Raw genomic sequence first — 25265 nt, forward strand, 5'->3', positions numbered from 1 at the left:
CGACCATCGCAACGCCGGCAGGGCTGATCAGAGTGTGATCAGCACGTTCGCGGCTTCAGGGCAACGCATCAACTCCTGACGCATCGAGCCCCGAATTTCGGGGCGCGGGCCGCGGAATGCAAGACGAAACCCCCGCCCCCGCGCTCGCATGGCCCGCGAACGCGACCAGACCGTCTCGTCAGGTCGAGCCGGCATCGTCGGAAGATCCAGTACCGGCCGGACCTGATCGACGGCTGCCTAATCGAGGCCGAACTGATCATGGACGGCGGATGATCCACCGGACCGCCACTGCGAGTTCGACCCCAGCAGTCGGGGTGCCCACCGGCCGATTGACATGCGAGTAGCAGAATACCGCCATGTCCAACTCATACGCGCAACCCATCCTTAGAACAGCCAACCTTTCGGAGGGATTGCGAATTGTCGAGCAGTTGCTCGGAATCGCCGACACCTCTGAGCTCGAAATCGATGTCGACGTACAGGTCTCCTCGACACCATCTCTGTCTACGCTGATGGAACTCTTGCCGAACGCCGACTGGTGGGCCAAAGGGGACAGCGACGGCTCCAAAGAGTACGGAGACGACCCCACGGCGCACCTCCCCATCCGAATGAGAGGCTGGGCCATGTCGCCCGACATCGTGGAGCCATTCATCAAATCACTGGGTGACAGCCCAGCCGCAGTGCGGTGGGACTTCGAGGGCTGGCCCGAGGCCCCTGAAGTGGGCCTCGGGTACGGTGGGTCCAGGGGATCGTTCGTGACGCTGTGCGTAAATGCCCGCGACCTCGACCTGGAGAAGCCTGCGACCGACCACACGGTTTTCGTCCACGTCAAGCAGGTCGAGGCCAAGCGCGCACCGTGGCTCGCGACGCAGGTCGGCCTGACGGTGATTGGCGACCTGGAGATGGCTCCGTACTGAGCGCCTGCCGTACACACGCACGCACGCACGCAGAGGTCGGGTAGCCCACCAGCCAAGGACATGCCAGTGGCAGAATGGCCCCCATGTCTAATTCTTACGCACAGCCCATCCTACGGACGCCCGATCTCTCGGAGGCCTTGCACATTGTCGAGCGGCTGCTCGGGATCGCCGATCTCCGGGATCTCGAAATCGACTTCGAGGCCCTTGTCTCCTCTGCGGAAGTCCTCGCACCGATGCTGGAAACGCTTGCACATGCCAACTGGCACGCCAAAGGGGACACAGGTGGCTCGTCGGCGACGGGGGACAACCCATCAGAGCACTTCCCCGTCCGACTGAGGGCCTTGGGCCAGCCGCCTGAGACGGTGGGGCCGTTCCTCGATGTCGCGGGCGACAGCCCGGCCACCGTGCGGTGGGACTTTATGGGCTGGCCTGAGGCCCCCGAAGTGGGCCTGGGTGTCGGTGGCGCCAGGGGCGCGTTCGTGACGCTGTGCGTGAACCTCCGTGACCTCGAACTGGAAGAGCCCTCTACCGATCACACGGTTTGGGTCCATGTCAAGCAGTACGAGGCCGAACGCGCGCCTTGGCTCGCGGCTCAGGTTGGTCTGAGCGTGATCGGCGACCTAGAGATGGCTCCGTACTGAAGTACCGGGTGTCTGTTGTGGTCAAAAGTGTGCCCCCGCCGGACGCAGGCGGGGGCACACTTTTGACCCGGGAAATTTAATCAGATCGGCGGATTTTGCGCGGTAGGGACTTCCAGGGCGTCGTGGAATCCGAACGGATCGAAGAAGTCCTTACCCATCTCCGTCATTCCACCCCAGACGCCGAAGCTCCGTACATAGCTGTTCGCCTGGGCAAACGGCATCAGTGATCCCGCGATACCGAATACACGGCCACGGATCCGCGGGCTGACGCGCCCGGAGCTCGCACTACCGGTAGAAGGGTTGAATACCCTTCGCGAGTCGTAGCCGCTCTCCGGATGGATCGCTGATACTCGGGAGTCATTCTCGTACAAGGCGGCGACCTGCTTGGCCTGATCCTCGCTCGCGCCAACGAATACCACGTTGTTGGCCTGTTCCTTGCCTCCCGGCTTGGGGATCATCTTGCCGTTGATGTCTTTCGTAATCTCAGCGAGATCCTTTGTCGGTGACCCGGCGCTCGTGGCATCGAAGTCGATTACGTCGACGATCTTCCCACTCACGTATGTGACTTTAATGAAGTCGGACGTCGTGCCGTTGTACCGCCGATTTCCGTTTTTGTCCGTGAAATATCCTTTACCTACCACCGGATTATTGTCGGACTGCAAGTAATAGATTTCACCTGTGCCCTTTTTTTTCCCATCGGTGAGGAGTCCGGCCGCCTTGAGGTCGGCGTTCAAGTTCTGCAGAACCCGTCGCTCGGCGTCGTTGGCAAACTTGCCGCCCTTGACGTGACCGATTCCGTACTCGTCGTAAATCGCCGTGCGGCCGTCCGCGAGTACCTTCTCCTTCAGTTTGGGCTTATTGGGGTTGGGGTGGACGTACCCGCCGCCTCCGCCGTCCTCCGGAGCGAGCATCAGACCCGTCGGGTCGCTCTTGCTGATCGGGCTGTTGTTGCTGTACGCGTACCCGTTCATCTGGAGTGGGTCCGCGATGTCGATAACCGGGTCGGCCGAGAGGAAGCGGCCGGATGACTGGTCGTACTCGCGGGCGCCGATGTGGGTCAGGCCGGTCGCCGCGTCGTCGATGCCGACGCCGAGGTAGCCGCGCTTGTTCGGCCAGCTCGACGGCTTCGTGCCGCGAATCTCGCCGTACGGTTTGTAGGCGCGGCGCGCCACCAGCTGGGTGCCGGCGAGTTCGACCGCGGTGTTGGCCGTGCCGAGGTGGTCGGCGAGCAGGACGTTGATCTTGTGGCCGGTGGTCGCGCCGTTGGCGGTGCTGCGGATGACCGTCGGGGCGCCGGACTGGGCGTAGGACCGGGCGGCGTTGGTGATCGCCCCGCTCGCATTGGTCGTCACCTCGGTCTCGCCGAGGTACAGGGTCGAGCCCGCCGGTGAGTTCTCCAGGACAGAGTTGCCGTCGGCGTCGTAGACGTATGTCGTCTTGGTGCCGTCGTCCGTGATCGTGTCGAGCCGGTTCTCCTGGGTCCAGGTCAGGTTCTGCGTGGTGTTCGACAGGTCGCGGACCTCGGTGTTGCCGGCCGTGTCATAGGTATAGGAGCCGCCCTTGCCGGTTGGACTGGACTTGATCCAGTCGACCGTGTGGGGCTGCTTGCTGTCGTAGCCGTAGCTGTAGCCGACGTTCTTGGTGGCATCCGCGGGGTCGTACTCCGTCATGGCGGCGCGGTTGCCGAGCCAGTCGAAGGTGAAGGACTGGCGGTAGGTGCTGGCGCCCGTAGCGACGGTGGCGGAGGCGGGTGCGGCGGCGGTCAAGGTCGAACTCAGCGAAGTGTCCGGGCTCGACACGTCCGTCGCGGCGTCGGGGGCGTCGGCCACCGGCCCGGTCGAGGCCTCGTAGTCGGTGCGGGGCCCCCAGGCCGTGCCGTTCGACGCCTTGCAGCCTGTGGCCTTGCCGTCGGGGGTGATCTTCGACGTCCAGGCGTTCACCATCTCGCCCATGGCGTCGTAGGTGAAGCACTGGGTGTCCCAGGTGGTGCCTGAGGCCTCGGTCAAACCGCGGGCGTTGGAGGTGATGGTGCCGGAGACGTCGTAGGAGTAGTAGCTGTCGCTGATGCGGTGCGGGCTCGCGGTCTCGCGGTCGGCGATCGTGCGCTGGAGGCGGCCGGTGTGCGGGTCGATGAAATTGGTCGTCCACACCCGGGACGGCTGGGAGCCGGAGACCGTGCGCAGCGGCTCACCGAAGGGCGAGTAGGTGACGTCCGAGGTGTACCAGGCGCGGCCAGAGGTGGACTCGGCCAGGCCGTCGCTGTTGTAGCGGGTGATGACCTTCTCGGCGGGCAGGCCACCGACGGCGGGCATGGTGTACGACAGTGGCTGCCCGGTTACCGGGGTGTAGGTGTACCCGTAGGTGTAGGTTCCGGCGACGCCCGTGGTCATCGTGTGGGGTGGGATGACCGTCTCCCGGCCGGTGACCCGGTACTCGCTGTCGTAGCCGGTGGCCCGGCTGATGTAGTCGCCGTTCCCGGTGTGGCGAATCGAGGCGACCGGCCTGCCGAGCGCGCCGGGCAGGGAGTCGTAGGTGAACTCTTTGACCGGGGTGGCGGTCTCGGACCCCTCGCGGACCTTGATGGGCCGGCCCAGGTCGTCGTACTCCGTGTAGGTCGTCTTCCCCCGGGAGTTGGTCGTCTTGTTGGGCCGGTCGGCGGCGTCGTACCAGGTCTCCGTCTTGCCGGTGTCCGGGTCGGTGGCGGAGGTGACACGGCCGCGCGCGTCGAAGGTGTACGACCAGCTGTTGCCGGCCGGGTCTGTGACCCTGTCGCGGTTGCCACGGGCGTCGTACCCGTAGGCCGTCGTACGACCGGTGTCGCTGTCGGAGTCGTCCCGGCTGTAGTGCTTGACCGAGGTGATCCGGCCTAGGGCGTCCGTGTACGTGCGGGTTCGGGGTGCCGTCCCGCCAGCCGGGTCCACATAGGTGCTGGTGTCGGTGTACGTGGTGTACGTGGCGTACCGGTAGTTGCCGTCGAAGTAGGTCGAGTTACGGACCGGCCGTTCCAGGCCGTCGTAGCGGGTCTTGGTCCAGCTCGGGATCGACGTGGTCGACTTCGGGGTGAACAGTTCCACCGCGGGATCGCCCTTGGCGAGGTATCCGGCGGTCTGCTCGTCGACGAGGCCGTGGTCGTTGTACGAGGTGTCGGTGACAATCCGACCGGGGCCGTGGGCCTCCTCCTGAACCTGGACCTTGCGCATCAGGCCGTCGTAGATCGTGACCTGCTTGCTGTAGGTGCCGTCGTCCTTGAGGGTCCTGGTGGTGACCGCCGCCGGACGCGTCGTCTCGGAGGTGGCGATGGCGTTCTGGTACTCGATCAGGACGTCTGCGGACTTGCCGCCGGACGACCGGGACGCCGACCAGCCCTTCACCGAACGTCCGAGCGCGTCGTACTCGGTCTTCAGCACCCGGCCGTTGGGGTCGGTGACCGTGAGCGCCAGGCTGCGGCCCGGGTCGAAGGTCGTGGTGGTGGCGTGGCCCTTGGCGTTGATCGCCTTGATCGAGGTGACCGGGCCGCCGTCCGCCGGGACGTACTGGGTCTCGTTGGTGCCCTCACCGGGCGCGGTGACGTAGCGCTTGCGGCCCAGGTCGTCGTAGGTCGTCGTGATGACCTTCGAATATGAGGTGCCGGCACCGTCGATCGTGGCCACGGAGGTGATGTCGCCGTTCGTCGGGGTGGCCCCGTGGTCCAGTTTGTCGTAGCTGTACCGCACTGCGGACTTGAGCTGCTTGGCCGGGTCGGCCGAGTCGTAGCTCGCGCAGGAAGTGCCTGTGGAGCGCTGTTCCTTGGTCAGGCCGATGAGCCAGGCCGAGGTGTTGTGGACGTACGACGTCTTGGTGCAGGTCTGGTCGGAGAGGGTCTCGCCGCCAGAGCCGTTCGGCTTCACTACAGCCGTCTCCACCTGGTACGGCAGGCTGTAGGTGTCCTCGAACGAGGTGAGCGTGCGTACGGCCCGCCAGCTCGTGTCGACTGTCTGGATCGCGTCCGTGCGCTTGATGGCGCCGCGGTGGGCGAGCAGCGGTTCAAGGTCGATGCCGGTCTCGGCCTCGCGGGCGCGGGACGCGGTCTGCTTCGACCAAGGGTAGTTGAGGACGCGCTGCTGGACCTTCTTGTCGGAGTTGAGGTAGCTGATGGATTCCGCGGTCAGGCCCGCGTACTGCGGGGCGTCGTCGTCCACCAGCGTGTAGGCACCGGTGGAGTCCTTGACCGCGCCGCCGACACCCTGGAAGTAGCGCGTCACGGAGTACGACTGGGCCTGCGGGTCGCCTTGCTGCGAGCTGGACTTGCTGCCCTTGATGACGGCCACCTGGCGGTAGCCGCGCCAGTCGCTGTAAGTCTGCAGAGCGGGGCGGGTGAACTCGTCGACGCTCTTGGCCCAGGCGGGGCTGGAGTAGCCGTACTTGGTAACGACGGGCTTGCCGTGCGAGGTCACCTTGTCGGTCTCGGTCACGGAGTGGACGACGTACTTGTTGAACCAGGACTTCGCCGGCGTCTTCTCGTCACCATCCGGCGACCAGCGCACCGGGTAGCACGTGCCGTTGCTCCTGCCCTTGTCCTCTGACGGCTCGGTGGCACAGCCGCCCTTGTACTCGATCTCGATGTCACCGCCGTACTCCGTGGCGACGGTACCGATACGCGGCCGAGTGAAGCCGGGGCGCTGGTCATTCGGGCCGGTGAGGACCAGGTTCGGCAACTGGCGGTCCTGGAGGCGGGTGCGCAGCGGGGAGTTCGAACCGACGGAGTACTCGGCGAAGCTGACGCCGTCCTTGTGCTGAAGCGTGCCGGTGGTGTCGCCCGGGGCGAAGCCGCGCCGGGTGATCGAGTTCAGCCACAGGCCCGGGGATGTGTCGTACCAGTCTTCCGGGAACGACTGGTGCAGCTCGTACGTGTCGACCTTGCCGAGCCCCGTCTGGCCGGCGCGGGCGCCCTTCGTCGTCACCGTGTCCAGACGCATCTGCGTCCAGAAGGAGGGGAAGGGCGGGCACAACTTGGAGGAGGACTTGCAGTTGAAGTTGCCGGGGGTGTCCCACCAGGGGCGGTACGCACCCGGGTCCTCGGTCTTGTTGAAGTTCGCCGCGTCACAGACCGCGTCCGACTTCAGGCAGCGCTGCCTCACCCCGAACTCGACCGTTGCCGAGGGCTTGGTCAGGTCCGACCGCATGCCGTATTCGATGACCGACGGGTACGCGAAACGGTCGTACTGCTCCGGGGTCTTGAACTTCTTCTTCACCGCGTAGTAGTTCGACTCCTGCTTCCAGCTCACCACCATCGCGTTGCCGTGCACGTCGACGACCTTGTCCAGACCCCACCGCCAGGCCTGTTTCTTACCCGCGCCACAGCGGGAGTCGGCGAACGCGTCCGCATGGCAGGGCTCGCCCGGGTGGTTGCCGAAGACGGGGACGGTGGAGACCGAGGTGGTGTTGGCGTGACCGCCGCCGACCTGGTTCAGGCCGTAGTAGTACTTCGTACCGTCCGTGGTGGTGACGACCCAGTACTCACCGTTGTTGTCGCCGTTGCTGCCGCCGGTCTTGTGCTCGACACGGGTGCCGTCGTCCTGCGTGGGGCGGTAGATCTCGGTGTCGGTCTCGGGGTTCGAGGGCCCCGTTTCCGCAGGAGACGGGGCCCTCGGGCGTGCGGGGGCACACGTTCGGGTGACGCGGTGTGAAGGGGGCACGACTGTTTCCTCCGGCCTACGATGATGGCCTCGACACCAGCCCAACGGGAGGCACCTGATGTCCGCAACAGCTGTCGAGCAGCCTCACGGCGAACGTCCGCTGATCGCGGAGGCGAACCGTCTCATGGAGCGCAATCCGGGCTACCGCGTCGAGATCATCGGAGGCCTGATTCTCGTGTCCCCGCCCCCGGACGTCGCCCACGCCCGCGCTCTGGGCAGGCTGACGCACCCCTTCATCGCAGCCGGTATCGACGGAAGCGAGACAGAGGTACTTCAGGGCGTCGGTCTGTGGTTGCCCAGCGGCACTGAGGACTACGCCATCCCCGATCTCGTCGTCGTCGACGCCGACATCGAAGACCACTTCGTCGAGAACAACTGCTACGAGCCGGTGGCTTTCCAACTCGTCCTGGAAGTCACCTCCAGCAACTGGAAGGCCGACCTACAGATCAAGGTCGCTGCGTACGCCGACGCCAAGGTACCCGTCTATGTCGTCGTCGACCGCAAGCACCAGCGCCTCCACGTGCTCACCAACCCCGAGGGCAGCACGTACACCACTTACCGCATCCACGCCCCCGGCGAGATCGTCACCCTCCCCGACTCGATCGGCGCCAAGGTCAGCCTCGATGTGGCGGAGATCCTCGAAGCCGGGCAGTCGAAGCGGACTCCCTGATCGCGCTGGTCACCGCACCCTCCTGCCATCTCCAGCCTCCCAGGATTCCGCCGACCGTCCCGTTAACCTGACGCCATGTCAGATCACGAGTCGTACGAACTGCTCGGTTTCGACAACGTACTGCTGCCCGTCGGGGACCTCGCCGAGGCGGTGGCCTTCTACGAGCGGGCCGGGTTCGGGATCACCGCCCGGCTCGACGAGGCCGGGATCGCCGTGCTGAGGGTCGGCGCCGAGACGCCGGGGCTGCTGCTGCGGGTCGAGGAGGCGCTCGGTCACCGGCCGCCACCGTGGGCCTCGCCCCGGGTGTGGCTGGAGGTACCGGACGCCAAGGCGGCGGCCCGCGCCCTGGCCGCGGCCGGTGTCACCCCGCTCGACGCCCCGGTGTCCGTGGCCACGGGCTGGACCGTCGAGATCGCCGACCCGTGGGGCAACGTCATCGGCTTCACGGACTACCGGAAGCGGCCGGAGCTCGCGCGGTCATGAACGAGGTCACCGACGGTTGATCGCCGTCAGGGCGGTGTCCTGCTCCGCCCTGCTCGACCCTCCAGAAGTGCAGCCCCCGGCCGCCGCCTAATTGCGGGACTCGGCGGCCTGTAGAACATCTTCCGCGCGCGGTCGTCTGCCGTACGGCGTCCAGGACGTCCACGGCGGTTCCAAGTCCAGCCCCCCAAGGGCGAGTCGCGTCGCGTCCCGTCGTGGCTCATCGACAACAGCCCACCTCTGATGCCACTTGAACGTGTTCAAAAACAGGTCTACAGTCATCACCGTAAGCACTTTTGAACGCGTTCAAGTCGTTCAAGGGGTACGGGGACAAGGACGAAGACATGGACCTCACAGTCGTCGCATACGTCATCTACCTGCTGGTCAGCGTCGCGCTGACCGTCTGGGTCGCGCGGACCCTCAGCAGCAACGGGCGGGTTTTTCTCGCCGATGTGCTGCGCGGGAACGAGAAGCTCGCCGAAGCCGTCAACCATCTGCTCGTCGTCGGCTTCTATCTCGTCAACCTCGGGTTCGTCGCCCTCTATCTGAGCGGTGACGGGGACATCGGCAGCACCCGGGAGGTGTTCGAGGCTCTCTCCACCAAGCTCGGTGTCGTGCTGCTCGTGCTCGGTGTCATGCACCTCGCCAACGTGTTCGTTCTCAGCAAGATCCGTCGGCGGGGTGTCATGGAGCGGGAGCAGGTGCCGCCCGTCGCGCCGCAGGGCTGGGTCGCCCCCACGGCCGGGGTGTGACCACGATGAGCCACATGAACGCGGTGGGGTCGGGGGACACCACCGCCCGCGCGGACCGGGACGCCACGGGGGGCGTCCCGGTCCGCCGGCTCACCGTTCTGTACGACGCCGAGTGCGAGTTGTGCACCTTCGTGCGCGAGTGGCTCGTACGGCAGCCTCAGCTGGTGCCGCTGGCAATGGTTCCGGCGGGTTCGGAGCGGGCGCGGACGCTGTTCCCGACCCTGGACCACTCCGCCACCCTCGCCGACATCACCGTCGTCGGGGACTCCGGGCAGGTCTATCGCGGCGCCGGTGCCTGGGTCGTCGTGCTGTGGGCGTTGCGCGAGCACCGGCCGCTCGCCCATCGGTTCGCCACCCCGGCCGGGGCCCGGCTCGCCAAGGGGGCCGTGCTTGCCGCCGCCAAGTGGCGCGGGCGCCAGTGGGGCACCGACAGGGGTGGCCGGCCGGTGTACCAGCGGGCCGACGGGTGGTCGTACGATCCGCGCTTCGGGTGGGTCCACACCCCACCCGGCTGTGACAGCGGCACCTGCTCCACTGGTTAGGCTCCTTCCGTGTCAGCAGCGAAAGACAGCCCCAAGTCCCCTGAGCCTCCTGAGTCTCCTGGGTCCCCTGAGACATCTGCTCCTGCGTCTGCTCCCGCCAAGAGTGAGCAGACGCGTGCGTTGATCCTGGAGACGGCCATGCGGCTGTTCAAGGAGCGGGGGTACGACAAGACGACCATGCGGGCCATCGCTCAGGAGGCCGGGGTCTCCGTCGGCAACGCCTACTACTACTTCGCCGGCAAGGAACACCTGATCCAGGGTTTCTACGACCAGCTGGCCCGCGAGTACCAGGTGGCCGCGCGGGAGGTACTCGACCGGGAGACCGAGCTGGAGGCCCGGCTTGCCGGGGTGCACCGGGCCTGGCTCGATGTGGCCGCTCCCTACCACGAGTTCGCCGTGCAGTTCTTCAAGACCGCCGCCGACCCGAACAGTCCGCTCAGCCCCTTCTCCGCCGAGTCGGAGCATGCGCGCGTGCAGGCCATCGACGTCCACCGGGAAGTGCTTGCCGGGTCGAAGGCCAAGGTGCCGGAGGAACTCCGGGACGTGCTGCCCGAGTTGATGTGGCTGTCCCAGATGGGCATGGTCATGTACTGGATCTACGACCGTACGGAGGGCCGTGAGCGCACCTACCGGCTCGCCGGGCGTGGCGCCCGGCTCACCGCGCGCGGTGTGTCCCTGGCCCGCTTCCGGGTGCTGCGCCCGCTCGTCCGCGAGGTACACGACCTGTTCAGCGACTTCCTGCCGGGGATGACCAACGCCCTTCCCGAGGAGTCCGAGGAGTTTGAGAAGCCCGAGGAGTCCGGGAAGGGCGAACAGGTCGACAAGTAGGCGCCCAGCGCGGTCAGTTCACCGCGTCCACCTCGTCCGCTCCCTCCTCCGACGCCTCCGTCAGCTCCACGTCGTACACCAGCGGACTGTCCTCCACGGTCACCTGCCGGGCCCGGGAGCCGTACGACGACGCTGTCGCCGCCAGCAGGTAGGCGCCCGGGGACGGGACGGAGAGGATGTACGAGCCGTCCGCCAGGGAGGTGACCCGGTCCAGTTGGCGTCCGCCCTTCGACAGGAGGGTCACCGACGCGTCCTCGACCGGCGCGCCCTCCGAGTCACGGACGAACCCGTGGACCACCGAGGCGCCGCCCTCCAGCCGGGCGGGTTCCTGGACCTCGGTCTCCTCCTTCGGTTCCACCGCCAGATGCGGCAGGCGCTTCTCCAGGCCCGCCGGCAGCCACCAGTTGGAGTTGCCGAGCAGGTGCATCGCGGCCGGCACCAGGGCCGTACGGAGGATGAACGCGTCCAGCGCGACCGCTGCGGCGAGGCCGATGCCCGCCATCGCGCCCTCCATGTCGCCGCTCAGGACGAAGGCCGAGAAGACGCAGATCATGATCAGGGCCGCGCAGTTGATGACCCTGCTTGTTTCGGCGAGGCCGACGCGGACCGCCCGTGCGTTGTCCTTCGTGTGGACCCATTCCTCGTGCATACGGCTCACCAGGAACACCTGGTAGTCCATCGAGAGGCCGAAGAGGAGGGAGAGCATGATGACGGGGAGGAACGCCGTGATCGGGCCCTCCTTGCCGACGCCGAGCAGCTCCGTGCCCCAGCCCCACTGGAAGATCGCGACCAGTACGCCGAAGGAGGCCGCCGCCGCGATCAGGTTCATCAGCGCGGCTGTCAGGGGGACGACGATGGAGCGGAACGCGATCAGCAACAGCAGGAAGCCCAGCGAGATGATCGCCGCCACGAAGTACGGCAGACGGTCGCCCGTCACCGCCGCGAAGTCCTTGAAGATCGCCGTCACCCCGCCGACGTGGGCCTCGGCCCCGGAGGCCGGGATGACCTCGTCGCGCAGGCGGTCGATCAGCTGGTCCGTGCGCTCCGACTGGGGGGACGTCGTCGGGACCACCTGGATCACGGTGATGCCCTGGGACGGGGGCGCCGCCGCTGCCTGCGCCACGCCCTCCGTCGTACGGATCGTCGAGACGAGGGCGTTCGCGTCGCCCTTGGCGACCACCACCTGGAGCGGGCCGTTGAAGCCGGGACCGAAGCCCTCCGCGAGCAGGTCGTACGCCTGACGGGTGGTCGTCGACTCCTGGTGGTTGCCCTGGTCGGTCGCGCCCAGGCGGATGGAGAGGACGGGCAACGCGAGGATCAGCATCGCCACCAGGGCCATGGCCGCAGTGGAGCGCGGGCGCCGTTCGACGTACGACGACCAGCGCGCCGCCAGTCCGCTCGCCTCGGCCGACTCCGGTCCCGTCGCGGCCAGCCGGCGGCGCTGCCTGCGGCTGAGGACGCGCATGCCGAGGAGGCCGAGGAGCGCCGGGAGGAGGGTCGTCGCGGCGAGGACGCTCAGGACGACCGTGAGGGAGGTCGCGATGACCACGCCGTCCAGGAAGCGCATGTTCATCACCAGCATGCCGGCGAGCGCGATGCAGACGGTGCCGCCGGCGAACAGTACGGCCCGACCGGAGGTGTTGAGCGCCGTCACCGCCGCTTCCTCGGGCTGCGCGCCGCGCAGGATGCCTCGGCGGTGGCGCGTCACGATGAACAGCGCGTAGTCGATGCCGACGCCCAGGCCGATCAACGAGCCGAGCAGCGGGGCGACTTCGGGCACGTCGGTGACATGGCTGAGCAGCGAGGTCGTCATCAGGCCGGTGCCGAGGGCCGCGATCGCGACGACGAGCGGCAGCAGCATCGCGAAGAGCGAGCCGAAGGCGAGGAACAGGACGACCGCCGCGGCCAGGATGCCCACCATCTCGGCGATGCCGGTGGGCGGTTCCTGCGTCCTGGTGATCGCCTGGCCGCCCAACTCGACCTGCAGTCCGTCACGTTCGGCGGCCTGGGCGGTGTCGACGACGTCCTCGACCGTCTTCTTGGGCACCCCGTTCGCCTGCTCGGTGAAGGTGATCTGGGCGTAGGCGATCCGCCCGTTCTCGCTGATCTGGGCGGCGCCGCCGGAGGCGTACGGGCTGGTGACCTCGCCGACCCCAGCCATCTTCCCTATCTCCGCGAGCTTCGGTTCGATCCGGGACCGTACCGACTCGTCCCGCACCGTGCCCTCGTCGACCTTCCACACGACTGTGTCGGTGTCGCCCGCGGCCTGTGGGAAGGCCTTCTCCATCAGGTCGTACGCACGTGTGGAGTCCGTGTTCGGGAGGGAGAACGTGTTCGCGTAGTCCGTGCCCGCGGCGGAGCCCGCGAAGCCCAGTCCGAACACGGCCCCCACCCATATCAACAGGACCACCAGCCGGTGCCGATAGCACCACCGCGCCAATGCCGCCACGCTCAACACCCCTTGTTCGTCAGACTGGTTGGTTTGGTTGGTTGGTTCGGTCGGTCCCCCAGGTCCTGGGCAACAGGATTGGTGGCGGCGCGCGGGCATGGACACCGGCCCGCCATGACTCTCAAGGAACTCCAAAGCGCGAACGGGGCCCGGCTGTCAGTGGCCCCGCCGATACTGGGGGCATGACGGCTCCAGGCGCAGGTACGGGCACAGGCACAGGCACCGTGCTGGTGGTGGAGGACGAACCGAGCATCGCGGACGTCCTCGCCATCGCCCTGCGCTACCACCGCTTCGAGGTGATGGTCGCCGGCACCGTCCGCGAGGCGCTCACCCTCGCCGAGCGCACCCGGCCGGACGTAGCCCTGCTCGACATCATGCTCCCGGACGGTGACGGGCGGGCCCTCGGCCGTGAACTGCGCGACCGCAGACCCGAGTTGGCCCTCGTCTTCCTGACCGCGCGGGACGCGCCGGGCGAGATCGTCGGCGCCCTCGGCTTCGGCGACGACTACATCACCAAGCCGTTCAACATCGACGAGGTGATCGCACGGATCACCGCCGTGCTGCGGCGGACCCGGCCCGCCGACGTGCTGCCGCAACGGCCGCCCCTGCGGTGGGGCGACCTGGAGCTGGACGAGTCGACGTACAGCGTGCACCGCGCGGGCGGCACCGTCGAGCTGACCCCGACGGAGTACGCGCTGTTGCGGTTCCTGGTGCGCAACGGCGGCCGGATCGTGCCCAAGGAGCAACTCCTGCGGCACGTCTGGCAGTACGAACACACGCCTCCCGAGTCGACGGTCGTCGAGACGTACATCAGCTATCTGCGGCGCAAGCTCGACGCGCTCGGACCGCCGGTGATCACCACCCGGCGCGGTGTCGGATACGGGCTGGCATGAGTCTCCTGGGGATCGGGGTGGGATGGGGGCGCGCCTTCGGGGCGGGATGGGGGCGCACCTTCCGCTGCAAGCGCGGGATCCACTCCCTGCGCATCAAGCTCACGCTGGCCAATGTCGCGCTGCTCGCCCTGGGCATCGTCGTGGCGACCACGGTGAGCGTGATGGGTATGCGGCTGTATCTGCAGGACAGCGTCGACACCCAGCTGATGAGCACCCGGGACTCGATCGGCGGCTCCCGGATCACGCTGCAGCAGATCGACTCGCTGACCGCGTTCGCCGCCCTCACCGACAGATACCGGTCCAACTCCGGGGACGGCGCCGGTAGTTCGCCGAGCACCGACTCCCTCGCGTCCGACGGCATCTTCGTGGTCGTCGGCGAGAAGGGGCGGGCCATGCCCGTCGCCGGGTTCGAGGCCACCGCCGACCAGCGCGCCCTGGCCGGCGCCGTCTCCGACCCGGCCGCCCTCGCGCGCGACGACGAACCCCACGACATCCGGGTACGGGACGCCCCCTACCGCGTCACCGCCGCCCACCTCGCCGACGGTGCGACCGTGCTCCTGGCCACCTCGACGGACGCCCTGCACGATGTCCTCGGCAAGGCCCTGAAGCTCGATCTCACCGTCGGGACGCTGCTGCTGGCGCTGCTCGCCGTGCTCACCATGTTCAGCGTGAGCCGACGCATGGCGCCCCTGGAGGACATGGTCGAGACGTCGACGGCCATCGCCGAGGGCGATCTCACCCGTCGGGTCCCGTCCAGCCGCGAGGCCACCCTTGAGGTCGAACAGCTGCGGGTCGCCCTCAACACCATGCTCCACCAGGTCGAGTCGGCGTACCGGACCCGCGAGCGCAGCGCCGCCCAGCTGCGGCAGTTCGTCGCCGACGCCTCGCACGAACTGCGCACCCCGCTGTCCGCGATACGCGGCTACCTCCAGCTGTACGACAAGGGCATGCTGACCGACCCGCAGGAGCGGCGGCGCGCCTGGGACCGGATGAACGGCGAGGCGGACCGCATGGGGCGCCTGGTGGACGAGCTGCTGACGCTGGCCCGCCTCGACCAGCGGCCCGAACTTCGGCTGAGAAACGTCGACCTGAGCCGTCTGGTGCGGGACGCGGCGGAGGATCTGCGGGTCCAGGAACCGGACCGGCCGGTCAGCGTGAACGCCGACGGGGCGATCCTGGTGCGGGCCGACGAGTCGGGGCTCAGGCAGGTGTTGGGCAATCTCGTCGGCAACGTCCGCACCCACACTCCGGCCGACGTGCCCGTGCGGCTCGGCGTGGAACGCGTGGACGGTGTCGTGCGGCTGTGTGTCGCGGACGAGGGGCCCGGGCTGGAGCGGGAGGACGCGGCGCGGATTTTTGACCGGTTCTTCCGGGCGGGGGGTGGGGCGGGGAGCGGGCTGGGGCTGGCGATCGTGCAGGGGGTTGTGCTGGCGCACGGTGGGGAGGTCGCGGTGCGGACCGCCTCCGGCGAGGGGTTGGCCGTGACGGTCACTCTGCCGGAGCGGGTTGTTCGCCCGTGAGTGAGGTGTGAGTGGGCCGATTCGTCGGCTGCGGACGCGTTGTGGCTGGTCGCTCGCGTCCGGCCGGTTTCAGTTCTCGTTCAGCGTTGCCCGCACCTGACGTTCCAGCATGCCCGCAATCGCCCAACTCGCCCCGCCGTCAAGGCGTTTCCAGGTGATCGTGGGTCGGCAGGTGATATCCGCGACGGCCTTGCCCCCGGCGACGGTGATGTCTACGGACACCTGGACCGGGGGCCCGTACGGAGCCTCGCAGATCAGGGCGACCCTTCCGTGCCCCAGCTCCAGTACCTCGGCGACCACCGGGGTCTGCGCCTTCTTGATGGCGTGCAGGACGCTGTCGGCCAGTTGGAACGCCGTGGCGTCCGACGTGTCGGCCGTGACCCGGCGGACCGCGGGCAGCCGTGCCGCCGTCGGCTCCAGCGACAGCCCGTAGTTGGAGGCCGTTCGGACGGCGGTGACCGTTTCCGGCACGGGCACGACCAGCAGGAAGACAACACCACAGGTCAGCGCGGCGAGCGCGCTCTGTCCGAGCGCGGGCGCGAAAGGCGCCCCGTCTCCGACGAGCAGCACCGCGAGCATGGCCCCGCCGGCCACGAGGGCGATCAGCCCGGCGACGGGCGCGACGCGGCGGACCACCGCCGACAGTACGTGATCATCGACCGCACCACCCAGTCGCGATCACGCGGTCGACGCCAGTTCCACCACGGTGATGTCCGACGGCGCCCCCACCCGGGTGGGCGGGCCCCATGCGCCGGCGCCCCGGGAGACGTACAACTGCGTGTCTCCGTACTGCTCCAGGCCCGCGAGGGTGGGGTTGGCGAGGTCGGCGATGATGTTGCCGGGCCACAGCTGGCCGCCGTGGGTGTGGCCGGAGAGCTGGAGGTCGACGCCGTGTTCGACGGCGTCGTGGATCTGCACCGGCTGGTGGGCCAGCAGCACGCTCGCCCGTGAGGTGTCCCGGTCGCCGAGCGCCTTGGTGAAGTCGGGGCCCTGACCCTCGCTCTCACCGGCGATGTCGTTGACCCCGGCGAGGTCGAAGGCGGGCAGTTCGACGCGCGCGTTCTCCAGCGGGCGCAGACCGAGCCGCCGTACCTCCTCGACCCACTGTTCGGCGCCGGAGAAGTACTCGTGGTTCCCGGTCACGAAGAACGCCCCGTGACGCGCCCGGAGTTGGGCGAGGGGCGCCGCCGCGGGACCGAGGTCCTTGACGCTGCCGTCGACGAGGTCGCCGACGACCGCGATCAGATCGGGCTGGGTGGAGTTGATCGTGTCGACGACCTTCTGCGCGAAACCCCGGCCGAGGACGGGCCCGAGGTGGATGTCGCTGACGACGGCGATCCTGAACCCGTGGGCGCCGCGCGGGAGCTTGGCCAGCGGCACGGTGACGCGCTTCACGCGGGGGCCGCGCACGACGCCGTACGTGCCGTATCCGACCGTCCCGGCCGCCACGGTGGCCGCCGTGCCGGCGACCACACGGGAGACGAAGAGGCGTCGGGAGGGAGCGGCGAGGAGGCGGGGGGAGGCAGGCGTGTCCGGGGCGCTCGGGTCGCTCGGGGCGTCGGGAGTGCCCGGTGCCGGTTCCGGGGTCTCGGACGCCCCCGCCGGTACGGTTTCCGTCTTTCGCAGCGGTGCGGGCGGTACGGATGCCCCGGCCGGTCGGCGCCGCTCCAGGAACCGTCGCAGCAGTGGCCGTACGGCCTCGCCCGCGATCAGGGCCAGCCCCAGATAGATGAAAAGGGCCAGCCACAGGAAACCCGGCCAGGCGAGCGTGCGCTGGAGCCAGAAGGGCGCGCCGCCGCGCTCGGCGACCAGGGCCCCGACCATCATGACGGGCAGCGCGACGAACACCACCGTGCCGACGCGGCGGGCGCGGCCGGGACCGGCGGTCGTGTCGCGCACCAGGCGGCGCCAGACGTACCAGTGCAGCCCGACAAGAGCGGCGACCGCGGCAAGCCCGGCGAGCAGAAAGACGATGACCATGCGGGTGTGTCCCCCGTTATGACGTCTGGCGCAAAGCGCGCAGTCCGCGCAACCCGATGCCCCCGACGATCGTCCCCAATACGAAGGAGACGACCGCGAGCACCAGATGCACCCAGAAGTACGCCGTCGGAGTGCCCGCGTCATTGAACGCGAGTCCGCTGCCGTCCTTGACCAGATTCTTGATGAAAGTGACCCAGATGACCCAGCTCCACGCCCCGAACGCGAGCAGGAACCAGGAGACGGGGCGGCTGAGCTTCATGCGTCCAGTATCGCCGCCCGGTACTGGTGCCCGTGGCCGGGGTGGGGTGGCCGGTACGATTTCACGGGCCGGTACATGTACGTTCTCCGTCGTGCCCGCCTCCAAAAAGACCGCCAAGCGAACCCTGCTGGTCACCTCCGCCACCCTGTTGTCCGCCGCGCTGACCGCGCCCGTACCGGCGTTCGCGGCCCCCAAACCGACGCCCAGCGCCACGCCTACGCCGAGCACCACGCCGACGGTGACGCCCCCGGCGAACATGTCGAGCGTGGGCGGGCAGCGGCTCGGGCTGGCCGGGACCCAGGTGAACCTCTCCGCCGGGGTGCCGGTGATCCCCAAGGACGTCACCGCCCGCTCGTGGATCGTGTCGGACGCCGAGTCCGGCGACGTCCTCGCCGCACACAACGCGCACTGGCGGCTGCCCCCGGCGAGCACGCTGAAGATGCTGTTCGCAGACACGGTGCTGCCGAAGTTCCCCAGGACGATGAAGCACAAGGTCACGCCCGCCGAGCTCGCGGATGTCGGCGCCGGTTCCAGCATGGTCGGCATCAAGGAGAAGGAGACGTACACGGTCCACGACCTGTGGCTCGGCGTCTTCCTGCGCTCCGGCAACGACGCGGTGCACGTGCTGTCCCACATGAACGGTGGCGTCGGGGCCACGGTCAAGGAGATGAACGAGCACGCGGAGGAGCTCCAGGCCCTCGACACGAACGTGGTGAGCCCCGACGGCTACGACGAGCGGGGGCAGGTGTCGTCGGCGTACGACCTGACGCTGTTCGCCCGCTCCGGGCTGCAGAAGAAGGACTTCCGCGAGTACTGCTCGACGGTTTCGGCCAAGTTCCCGGGCGAGACGAAGAAGGACAAGAAGGGCAAGCTGGTTCGCAGTTCCTTCGAGATCCAGAACACCAACAGGCTGCTCGCCGGTGCCCCGGACATCTCCGTGTACCAGGGCATCGCGGGTGTGAAGAACGGCAACACCACCAACGCGGGCGCGACCTTCACGGGCGTCGCCGAGCGGGGCGGCAAGGTGCTGCTGGTCACAGTCATGAACCCGGAGAAGAGCGAGCACAACGAGGTCTACAAGGAGACCGCCCGGCTGCTCGACTGGGGCTTCCGGGCCAGCGGAAAGGTGCGGCCGGTGGGCGAGCTGGTCGCTCCCAAGGGCGTGGCGGGGTCGAGCGCGCAGCCTGGGTCGACCGACGGTGCCACCGACTCCGACTCCGGTGAGGCGGGGGGCGGCGAGGGTTCGGACAAGGGCAGGTCCTCCGTGTCCCCGGTCGCGAAGGCGTCCGCCGGGTCCGGGTCGGATGCGGGCGGCATCGGTGTCGCCCTCGGGATCACCGGTGGTGTGGTGGTGTTGCTCGCGGGGGGCGCGTTCCTGATCAACCGGCGCTGGCCGCTGCGCAGGCGGTGACGGCGGATTGCGCCCCCGCCGCCCTTACCCCCGTTCCATCCCTGGGGCCTGCGCCCCCAGACCCCCGCTACGGCCCTGAACGGGCCTTGTCCTCAAACGCCGGACGGGCTGAACTACTCAGCCCCGCCGGACGCGTCCTTGCTCGGTGTCGCCGTCCAGGACGCGCAGAACAGGACGAGTCTCGACGTGAAGTTGATCCACAGCAGCAGGGCCACGGGGACGCCGAACGCGCCGTACATGCTCTTCCCCGCCACGTCCTGCAGATAGCTGCTGAGCAGCAGCTTCAGCAGCTCGAAGCCGGCCGCGCCGATCAACGCGGCGACGAACAGACGGCGCCGGGTCGGTTCCACGCCGGGCAGCAGGGTGAGGACGTACAGGAGGAGCAGGAAGTCGGCGAGTACGGCGACGGCGAACGCGGCCAGGCGCAGCAGGACCGCGCCCCAGCCTGCCTCGTCGACGCCGAGCCCCCGCGCCGTCCAGCCGACCGCGGCCGAGGCGACGGTGGACGCGGCGATCGTGACGAGGACCGCGCCGCCGAGCCCGACCAGCACACCGGTGTCCTTGGCCTTGCGCAGAACGGGGTTCCCCTCGTCCTCGGGCACCTCCCACACCGCCCGCAGACACTCCCGCATCGAGCCGACCCAGCCGATGCCGGTGAACAGCAGTACGGCGCCCGCGATCACGCCGATCGTGCCGGCGTTCTGGACCAGACCCTCGATGTTCAGCTGCTCGGAGATGCCGGGCACCTGCTCGGAGATCTTGTCCTCCAGCTCGTTCTGCCGTCCGGTGCTGAGTGTGGCGGCGGCGATCGCGGCGGCCACGGTGAGCAGCGGGAACAGTGCCACGAAGCTGATGAAGGTCATTGCCGCCGCGAGCTGCGACCACTTCACGCGGTCCAGACGCTCGTACGACCGCCACACGTGCGTGGCCATCAGGCGGACGACTATCGGTCCGATGCCGGGGAGCTTCTTCAGCCAGTCCATGGTGAGCGTGTACCCCGGAAGTGCCTGATCGTGGTGGTTCTACCTGGTCGGAAGGGTGCCGTGCTCCGCGTGGGCCGCCTGCGGCGGTACGACGGGCCCGCCGAAGGTGTACTCGCGCAGCTTGCGCCACACCTCGTCGGCCCCCTGCTCGTAGAGCGCGAAGCCGGTGCAGGGCCAGTCGGCCTCGTAGTCGGCGAGTTCCGCGAAGGCTCGGTCCATCGCCTCTTCGGAGATGCTGTGCGCGACTGTCACATGCGGGTGGTACGGGAACTGCAGTTCGCGCGCGACCGGCCCGGAGGCGTCACGGACCTGCTTCTGCAGCCAGGTGCAGGCCTCCGCGCCCTCGACGATCTGGACGAACACGACGGGCGACAACGGCCGGAAGGTGCCGGTACCGCAGAGCCGCATCGGGAAGGGCCGGCCCGCGGCGGCCACCTCGACGAGGTGGGCCTCGATGGCGGGCAGCGCCGTGGAGTCGACTTCCGTGGGCGGCAGCAGGGTGACGTGGGTGGGGATGCCGTGAGCCGCGGCGTCGCCGAAGCCCGCACGCCGCTGCTGAAGCAGGCTGCCGTGAGGCTCCGGGACCGAGATCGACACACCGATCGTTACGGTCCCCACGTCGTCTCCTGTTCGTCGGCTCGGTGTTGCTCGTACCTGTGGTGCTCATATGGGCTGTTGCTCGTACCGGTCGGCTATCGACTGTACGGGCACGGCGGGTCTGCGGGCAGGCGCAACCATAGTGATGTGCAGCGCTCTGATGCCGCGTCGTGCGCCGTGCGGTGCTACTGGTACCCGTGCGGCTGGGGTTCAGTGCTTCTCAGTGCTTCTCAACGCTTCTCAGTGCTTCGCGGGCAGGAAGCCGACTCTTCCGTAGGTCTGGGCGAGCGTCTCCGCGGCGACGGCTCGTGCCTTCTCCGCGCCCTTGGCGAGGATCGAGTCGAGCGTCTCCGGGTCGTCCAGATACTGCTGGGTGCGCTCCTGGAACGGCGTCACGAAGTCGACCACGACGTCGGCGAGGTCCACCTTCAGCGCACCGTAGCCCTTGCCGTCGTATTTCCGCTCAAGTTCGGCGATGTCCGTGCCGGTGAGGGTCGAGTAGATGCCGAGCAGGTTGCTGATGCCGGGCTTCTCCTGCGGGTCGAAGCGGATCACGGTGTCCGTGTCCGTGACCGCGCTCTTGACCTTCTTGGCGGTGGTCTTCGGCTCGTCGAGAAGGTTGATGAGGCCCTTCGGCGTGGACGCCGACTTGCTCATCTTGATCGACGGGTCCTGAAGGTCGTAGATCTTCGCCGTCTCCTTCAGGATGTACGGCTTCGGGATCGTGAAGGTCTCGCCGAAGCGGCCGTTGAAGCGCTCGGCGAGATCACGGGTCAGCTCGATGTGCTGGCGCTGGTCCTCGCCGACCGGCACCTCGTGGGCCTGGTAGAGCAGGATGTCGGCGACCTGGAGGATCGGGTACGTGAACAGCCCGACGCTCGCCCGGTCGGCACCCTGCTTGGCGGACTTGTCCTTGAACTGGGTCATACGGGACGCCTCGCCGAAGCCGGTGAGGCAGTTCATGATCCAGGCGAGCTGGGCGTGCTCGGGGACATGGCTCTGGACGAACAGCGTGCAGCGATCGGGGTCGAGCCCGGCCGCGAGGAGCTGGGCGGCGGCCAGCCTGGTGTTGGCCGTGAGCTCCTTCGGGTCCTGCGGCATCGTGATCGCGTGCAGGTCGACGACCATGTAGAACGCGTCGTGGGACTCCTGCAGGGCTACCCACTGGCGGACGGCGCCGAGGTAGTTGCCGAGGTGGAACGAGCCTGCGGTCGGCTGGATTCCGGAGAGCACGCGGGGACGGTCAGAGGCCATGTTCACCATTCTCTCAGAGGGTGAGGGTGAGATTGGCCCAGGAGGTGGGGGGTGGTTCGGTGCGTGGGGGACTGCGGGCCGGTGGGGGCTGGTCGCGCCCCGTCGCGGAGCCGCAGATCGATGCGGCCCCGCGCCCCTGAAGACATCTCAGCCGAGGTCGATTTCCGGGTACAGCGGGAAGCCCGCCACCAGGTCCGTCGCCCTCTGGGAGATCTCGTCGGAGATCTTCGCGTCCAGCACGTGGGACGCCTTCGACGGTGCGCCCGACTTCGTGGTGCCCGGCTCCGCGGCCGTGAGGACACGGTCGATCAGGCCGGCCACCTCGTCCATCTCCGCCGTTCCCAGGCCCCGTGTGGTCAGCGCGGGGGTGCCGATGCGGATGCCCGAGGTGTACCAGGCGCCGTTCGGGTCGGCCGGGATGGCGTTGCGGTTGGTGACGATGCCCGAGTCGAGGAGCGCGGTCTCGGCCTGGCGGCCGGTGAGGCCGTACGAGGAGGCGACGTCGATCAGGTTGAGGTGGTTGTCGGTGCCGCCGGTGACGAGGGTGGCGCCCCGGCTCATGAGGCCCTCGGCGAGCGCGCGGGCGTTGTCGACGATGCGCTGGGCGTAGTCCTGGAAGGCGGGCCGGCGGGCCTCGGCGAGGGCGACGGCCTTGGCGGCCATGACGTGCGGGAGGGGGCCGCCGAGGACCATCGGGCAGCCGCGGTCGACCTGGTCCTTGAGGGAGTCGTCGCACAGGACCATGCCGCCGCGCGGGCCGCGCAGCGACTTGTGCGTGGTGGTCGTCACGATCTGGGCGTGCGGGACCGGGTCGAAGTCGCCGGTCAGGACCTTGCCGGCGACCAGGCCCGCGAAGTGCGCCATGTCGACCATGAGCGTCGCGCCGACCTCGTCGGCGATCTCGCGCATGATCCGGAAGTTCACCAGCCGGGGGTACGCGGAGTAGCCCGCGACGATGATCAGCGGCTTGAAGTCACGGGCCGAGGTGCGCAGCGCCTCGTAGTCGATCAGGCCGGTCGCCGGGTCGGTGCCGTACGAGCGCTGGTCGAACATCTTGCCGGAGATGTTGGGGCGGAAGCCGTGGGTGAGGTGGCCGCCGGCGTCCAGGGACATACCGAGCATGCGCTGGTTGCCGAAGGCCTGGCGCAGCTCGGCCCAGTCGGCGTCGGAGAGGTCGTTGACCTGGCGGGCGCCGGTCTTCTCCAGGAACGGGACCTCGACGCGGTCGGCGAGTACGGACCAGAAGGCGACGAGGTTGGCGTCGATGCCGGAGTGCGGCTGGACGTAGGCGTGCCGGGCGCCGAAGAGTTCGCGGGCGTGCTCGGCGGCGAGGGACTCGACGGTGTCGACGTTGCGACAGCCGGCGTAGAAACGGCGGCCGATGGTGCCCTCGGCGTACTTGTCGCTGAACCAGTTGCCCATCGCGAGGAGGGTGGCCGGGGAGGCGTAGTTCTCGGAGGCGATCAGCTTGAGCATCTCGCGCTGGTCGGCGACCTCCTGGCCGATGGCGTCGGCGACCCGCGGCTCGACGGCGCGGATCACGTCGAGGGCGCTGCGGAAGGCGGTGGATTCGGGGGAGAGGGGCTCTGCTGACATGGGGACCTCCGGACGTGGCGTTCGGCGTTCACGGCTCGGCCCAGGCGCACGGCACTCACTCACGGACCCCGACAACAGGTTGCGACGGATCCTGGGGCCGCTTCCCGATGGTCGGTCCCATCCCAGCGCGCCAGTCACGGCCCGCTGGTCAGCCTACCGGGCAGGCCGGAGGTCCGGGCCGTCCTGTCCACCATGCGAGCGACGTCACCGGTGCGGGCTTCACAGGATGACGTGGGGCAGGAAGCGGGCGTACTCGTCCGTGATCAGGCCGGCCGACTCACGGATGCCGAGGCCCGCCGACTCGTCCTCGACGACCCAGGCGCCGAGGACGACGTGGTTGCCGTCGAAGGTGGGCAGGGGTGCCAACTCCTGGTAGCAGCGGGGTTCTTCGGCGCTTGCCAGGACGGCGGTGGGGGCGGTGCCCGGCTCGTGGATCGTCACGCCGGCGCCCTCCCGGCCGAGCAGCGGCTTGGCGACGTAGCCGGTGGTGTGCGCCAGCTCCCGTGGGCCGTCCAGGTAGGCGGGGAGGAGGTTCGGGTGATCCGGGTAGAGCTCCCAGAGGACGGCGAGGAGGGCTTTGTTGCTGAGGAGCATCTTCCAGGCCGGTTCGATCCACAGGGTGCTGCCCGTGCCGCCGCCGTTGTCCAGCGTGCCGAGGACCTGGTCCGCGAACTCGTCGGTGGTGAGCCATTCCCAGGGGTACAGCTTGAAGCAGCTGCGGATGAACCGGAGTTGGTTGTCGACGAAGCGGCCGGAGAGCGGATCCCAGCCGATCTCCTCCATGGAGATCCAGTCGGTGTCGAGTCCCGCCTGCTCCGCCGTCTCCTTCAGATAGGCGACGGTCATCAGGTCCTCGCCGAGTTCGTCGGCGGCGGAGTGCGCGAAGTGGAGGGGGCTGCCGGGCGGCAGAAGGGCGGCCTGTTTCTGCCAGGCGGCGACCAGGCGTTCGTGGAGGGAGTTCCACTGGTCGGCGCCGGGGAAGCGGTCCTCCATCCAGAACCACTGGGGGGAGGCGGCCTCGACGAGGGAGGTGGGGGTGTCGGCGTTGTATTCGAGGAGCTTCGCGGGCTCCGTGCCGCCGTCGTAGCGGAGGTCGAAACGGCCGTAGACGGACGGGAGTTCGGCGCGACGGTGCCAGGCCTCGGCGACCGCTGCCGCGATGCGCGGGTCGGTGATGCCGAGGTCGGCGAAACGGTTCGTGGTGACGATGTGGTCGGCCGCCGCGAGACACATGCCGTGGAGTTCCTCGACGACCTCTTCCAGCGCCTCCACCTCCGGGAGCGAGAAGACGTAGTACGCGCTCTCGTCCCAGTAGGGGCGCAGGGAGTCGTCGGGGAGGCGGGTGAGCGGGTAGATGAGCCCCTGCGCCTCGACGGTCTGCTGCCAGCCGGGGCGGGGCTCGATCGTGCGGCGCTGCACGGCGGCTCAGCCGCCCGAGCTGGTGTCGCCGCCGCCGAAACCGCCGCGGTGGACGCCGGTGCCGCTGCTGTCGTCGTCGCTCGAACTGCCGCTGCTCTTACGGGACTTGGTGAAGGAGCCGCCCTTCACCCAGCCGGACTTCTTCTTGCCGCCGTAGTAGTAGGCGCCGTTCGTGGTCGTGACGGTCTTGCAGTTCTTGTCGGCGACGACCTGGTAGCCCTTGGCGGCGTTGTAGCTGTCGCGGTCGACACAGCGCTTGTCGGGGTCGTCCGAGGAACAGGCGGTGAGGGCGGCGGCGAGCAGGCCCATGCCGCCGAGTACGACGGTGCCCGAGCGGAGTTGTCTGCGTGCGTCAGCCATGTTCGTGTCTCCCCGTTGGTGTTTCGCTCAGCTTAAAGATCG

Annotated in this window: 21 protein-coding genes; 10 read left to right on the forward strand and 11 right to left on the reverse strand. The window is 68.5% G+C overall.

Annotation, left to right across the window (positions count from 1 at the left end; translation table 11 throughout):
• The first annotated feature begins 356 nt into the window (after positions 1–356).
• Entirely contained in the window at positions 357–914 is a 558-nt protein-coding gene (locus OG734_RS16395; RefSeq protein WP_330288241.1) for a hypothetical protein, read from the forward strand.
• A gap of 83 nt (positions 915–997) precedes the next feature.
• Entirely contained in the window at positions 998–1555 is a 558-nt protein-coding gene (locus tag OG734_RS16400; protein ID WP_330288242.1) for a hypothetical protein, read from the forward strand.
• Between the two features lie 80 nt (positions 1556–1635).
• On the opposite strand, the gene OG734_RS16405 is transcribed toward OG734_RS16400, so the two are convergent.
• Positions 1636–7230 carry an RHS repeat domain-containing protein gene (locus tag OG734_RS16405; RefSeq protein WP_330288243.1) on the reverse strand — a complete coding sequence of 1865 codons (5595 nt, stop codon included), beginning with the start codon at positions 7228–7230 and terminating at the stop codon, positions 1636–1638.
• A 58-nt stretch (positions 7231–7288) separates the two neighbouring features.
• On the opposite strand from OG734_RS16405, the gene OG734_RS16410 reads away from it, so the two are divergent.
• The 5 genes from OG734_RS16410 (at position 7289) to OG734_RS16430 (ending at position 10502) form a co-directional block, all read left to right on the forward strand.
• Entirely contained in the window at positions 7289–7900 is a 612-nt protein-coding gene (locus tag OG734_RS16410) for a Uma2 family endonuclease (protein ID WP_330288244.1), read from the forward strand.
• A 75-nt stretch (positions 7901–7975) separates the two neighbouring features.
• Positions 7976–8383, forward strand: coding sequence for a VOC family protein (locus tag OG734_RS16415; protein WP_330288245.1), 408 nt, complete (start codon positions 7976–7978; stop codon positions 8381–8383).
• A 341-nt stretch (positions 8384–8724) separates the two neighbouring features.
• Complete coding sequence (locus OG734_RS16420; RefSeq protein ID WP_330288246.1) at positions 8725–9132, forward strand: hypothetical protein; 408 nt, start codon at positions 8725–8727, stop codon at positions 9130–9132.
• A 14-nt stretch (positions 9133–9146) separates the two neighbouring features.
• Positions 9147–9674: a thiol-disulfide oxidoreductase DCC family protein gene (locus OG734_RS16425; RefSeq protein WP_330293681.1), complete on the forward strand. Its 528-nt coding sequence runs from the start codon at positions 9147–9149 to the stop codon at positions 9672–9674.
• A gap of 9 nt (positions 9675–9683) precedes the next feature.
• Complete coding sequence (locus OG734_RS16430; protein WP_330288247.1) at positions 9684–10502, forward strand: TetR family transcriptional regulator; 819 nt, start codon at positions 9684–9686, stop codon at positions 10500–10502.
• A gap of 13 nt (positions 10503–10515) precedes the next feature.
• On the opposite strand, the gene OG734_RS16435 is transcribed toward OG734_RS16430, so the two are convergent.
• Complete coding sequence (locus tag OG734_RS16435; RefSeq protein ID WP_330293682.1) at positions 10516–12942, reverse strand: MMPL family transporter; 2427 nt, start codon at positions 12940–12942, stop codon at positions 10516–10518.
• 191 nt (positions 12943–13133) lie between these two features.
• On the opposite strand from OG734_RS16435, the gene OG734_RS16440 reads away from it, so the two are divergent.
• Entirely contained in the window at positions 13134–13844 is a 711-nt protein-coding gene (locus OG734_RS16440; protein ID WP_330288248.1) for a response regulator transcription factor, read from the forward strand.
• The gene (locus OG734_RS16445) at positions 13841–15364 is read left to right on the forward strand and encodes a sensor histidine kinase (RefSeq protein ID WP_330288249.1); all 1524 of its coding nucleotides are present in this window, start codon (positions 13841–13843) and stop codon (positions 15362–15364) included. The genes OG734_RS16440 and OG734_RS16445 overlap by 4 nt, the downstream gene beginning before the upstream one ends.
• 69 nt (positions 15365–15433) lie before the next feature.
• Here the strand turns inward: OG734_RS16445 and OG734_RS16450 are convergent, their stop codons facing one another.
• The 3 genes from OG734_RS16450 to OG734_RS16460 are packed head-to-tail and all read right to left on the reverse strand — an operon-like array spanning position 15434 to position 17603.
• Complete coding sequence (locus OG734_RS16450) at positions 15434–16000, reverse strand: hypothetical protein (protein WP_330288250.1); 567 nt, start codon at positions 15998–16000, stop codon at positions 15434–15436.
• A gap of 42 nt (positions 16001–16042) precedes the next feature.
• Positions 16043–17344: a metallophosphoesterase gene (locus OG734_RS16455; RefSeq protein WP_330288251.1), complete on the reverse strand. Its 1302-nt coding sequence runs from the start codon at positions 17342–17344 to the stop codon at positions 16043–16045.
• A gap of 16 nt (positions 17345–17360) precedes the next feature.
• Positions 17361–17603, reverse strand: coding sequence for an SCO4848 family membrane protein (locus OG734_RS16460; protein ID WP_330288252.1), 243 nt, complete (start codon positions 17601–17603; stop codon positions 17361–17363).
• Positions 17604–17694: 91 nt separating this feature from the next.
• Here OG734_RS16460 and OG734_RS16465 point away from each other — a divergent pair, with 91 nt between their 5' ends.
• Entirely contained in the window at positions 17695–19014 is a 1320-nt protein-coding gene (locus tag OG734_RS16465) for a D-alanyl-D-alanine carboxypeptidase family protein (protein WP_330288253.1), read from the forward strand.
• A gap of 113 nt (positions 19015–19127) precedes the next feature.
• Here OG734_RS16465 and OG734_RS16470 read toward each other — a convergent pair whose 3' ends face one another.
• The 6 genes from OG734_RS16470 to OG734_RS16495 all read right to left on the reverse strand — a co-directional run bounded on the left by OG734_RS16470 (position 19128) and on the right by OG734_RS16495 (position 25223).
• Positions 19128–19997: a YihY/virulence factor BrkB family protein gene (locus tag OG734_RS16470; protein ID WP_330288254.1), complete on the reverse strand. Its 870-nt coding sequence runs from the start codon at positions 19995–19997 to the stop codon at positions 19128–19130.
• Between the two features lie 39 nt (positions 19998–20036).
• Positions 20037–20615 carry a 2'-5' RNA ligase family protein gene (locus OG734_RS16475; RefSeq protein ID WP_330288255.1) on the reverse strand — a complete coding sequence of 193 codons (579 nt, stop codon included), beginning with the start codon at positions 20613–20615 and terminating at the stop codon, positions 20037–20039.
• Between the two features lie 219 nt (positions 20616–20834).
• Positions 20835–21848, reverse strand: coding sequence for a tryptophan--tRNA ligase (trpS, locus tag OG734_RS16480; RefSeq protein ID WP_330288256.1), 1014 nt, complete (start codon positions 21846–21848; stop codon positions 20835–20837).
• Between the two features lie 147 nt (positions 21849–21995).
• The gene (locus tag OG734_RS16485) at positions 21996–23444 is read right to left on the reverse strand and encodes a glycine hydroxymethyltransferase (protein ID WP_330288257.1); all 1449 of its coding nucleotides are present in this window, start codon (positions 23442–23444) and stop codon (positions 21996–21998) included.
• Between the two features lie 219 nt (positions 23445–23663).
• Entirely contained in the window at positions 23664–24863 is a 1200-nt protein-coding gene (locus tag OG734_RS16490; protein ID WP_330288258.1) for a glutathionylspermidine synthase family protein, read from the reverse strand.
• Positions 24864–24869: 6 nt separating this feature from the next.
• On the reverse strand, positions 24870–25223 hold the full coding sequence (locus tag OG734_RS16495; RefSeq protein ID WP_330288259.1) for a hypothetical protein: 354 nt from the start codon (positions 25221–25223) through the stop codon (positions 24870–24872).
• Between the last annotated feature and the right edge of the window lie 42 nt (positions 25224–25265).

This window comes from Streptomyces sp. NBC_00576, assembly GCF_036345175.1.
In the GTDB taxonomy this organism is placed as follows: Bacteria; Actinomycetota; Actinomycetes; order Streptomycetales; family Streptomycetaceae; genus Streptomyces.

What these genes read in the sequence shown, in the direction of transcription:
- OG734_RS16395 (WP_330288241.1), top strand. Translation starts at nt 357, where the DNA reads ATGTCCAACTCATACGCGCAACCCATCCTTAGAACAGCCAACCTTTCG.
- OG734_RS16400 (WP_330288242.1), top strand. Translation starts at nt 998, where the DNA reads ATGTCTAATTCTTACGCACAGCCCATCCTACGGACGCCCGATCTCTCG.
- OG734_RS16410 (WP_330288244.1), top strand. Translation starts at nt 7,289, where the DNA reads ATGTCCGCAACAGCTGTCGAGCAGCCTCACGGCGAACGTCCGCTGATC.
- OG734_RS16415 (WP_330288245.1), top strand. Translation starts at nt 7,976, where the DNA reads ATGTCAGATCACGAGTCGTACGAACTGCTCGGTTTCGACAACGTACTG.
- OG734_RS16420 (WP_330288246.1), top strand. Translation starts at nt 8,725, where the DNA reads ATGGACCTCACAGTCGTCGCATACGTCATCTACCTGCTGGTCAGCGTC.
- OG734_RS16425 (WP_330293681.1), top strand. Translation starts at nt 9,147, where the DNA reads ATGAACGCGGTGGGGTCGGGGGACACCACCGCCCGCGCGGACCGGGAC.
- OG734_RS16440 (WP_330288248.1), top strand. Translation starts at nt 13,134, where the DNA reads ATGACGGCTCCAGGCGCAGGTACGGGCACAGGCACAGGCACCGTGCTG.
- OG734_RS16445 (WP_330288249.1), top strand. Translation starts at nt 13,841, where the DNA reads ATGAGTCTCCTGGGGATCGGGGTGGGATGGGGGCGCGCCTTCGGGGCG.
- OG734_RS16455 (WP_330288251.1), bottom strand. Translation starts at nt 17,344, where the DNA reads ATGGTCATCGTCTTTCTGCTCGCCGGGCTTGCCGCGGTCGCCGCTCTT.
- OG734_RS16460 (WP_330288252.1), bottom strand. Translation starts at nt 17,603, where the DNA reads ATGAAGCTCAGCCGCCCCGTCTCCTGGTTCCTGCTCGCGTTCGGGGCG.
- OG734_RS16470 (WP_330288254.1), bottom strand. Translation starts at nt 19,997, where the DNA reads ATGGACTGGCTGAAGAAGCTCCCCGGCATCGGACCGATAGTCGTCCGC.
- trpS (WP_330288256.1), bottom strand. Translation starts at nt 21,848, where the DNA reads ATGGCCTCTGACCGTCCCCGCGTGCTCTCCGGAATCCAGCCGACCGCA.
- OG734_RS16485 (WP_330288257.1), bottom strand. Translation starts at nt 23,444, where the DNA reads ATGTCAGCAGAGCCCCTCTCCCCCGAATCCACCGCCTTCCGCAGCGCC.
- OG734_RS16495 (WP_330288259.1), bottom strand. Translation starts at nt 25,223, where the DNA reads ATGGCTGACGCACGCAGACAACTCCGCTCGGGCACCGTCGTACTCGGC.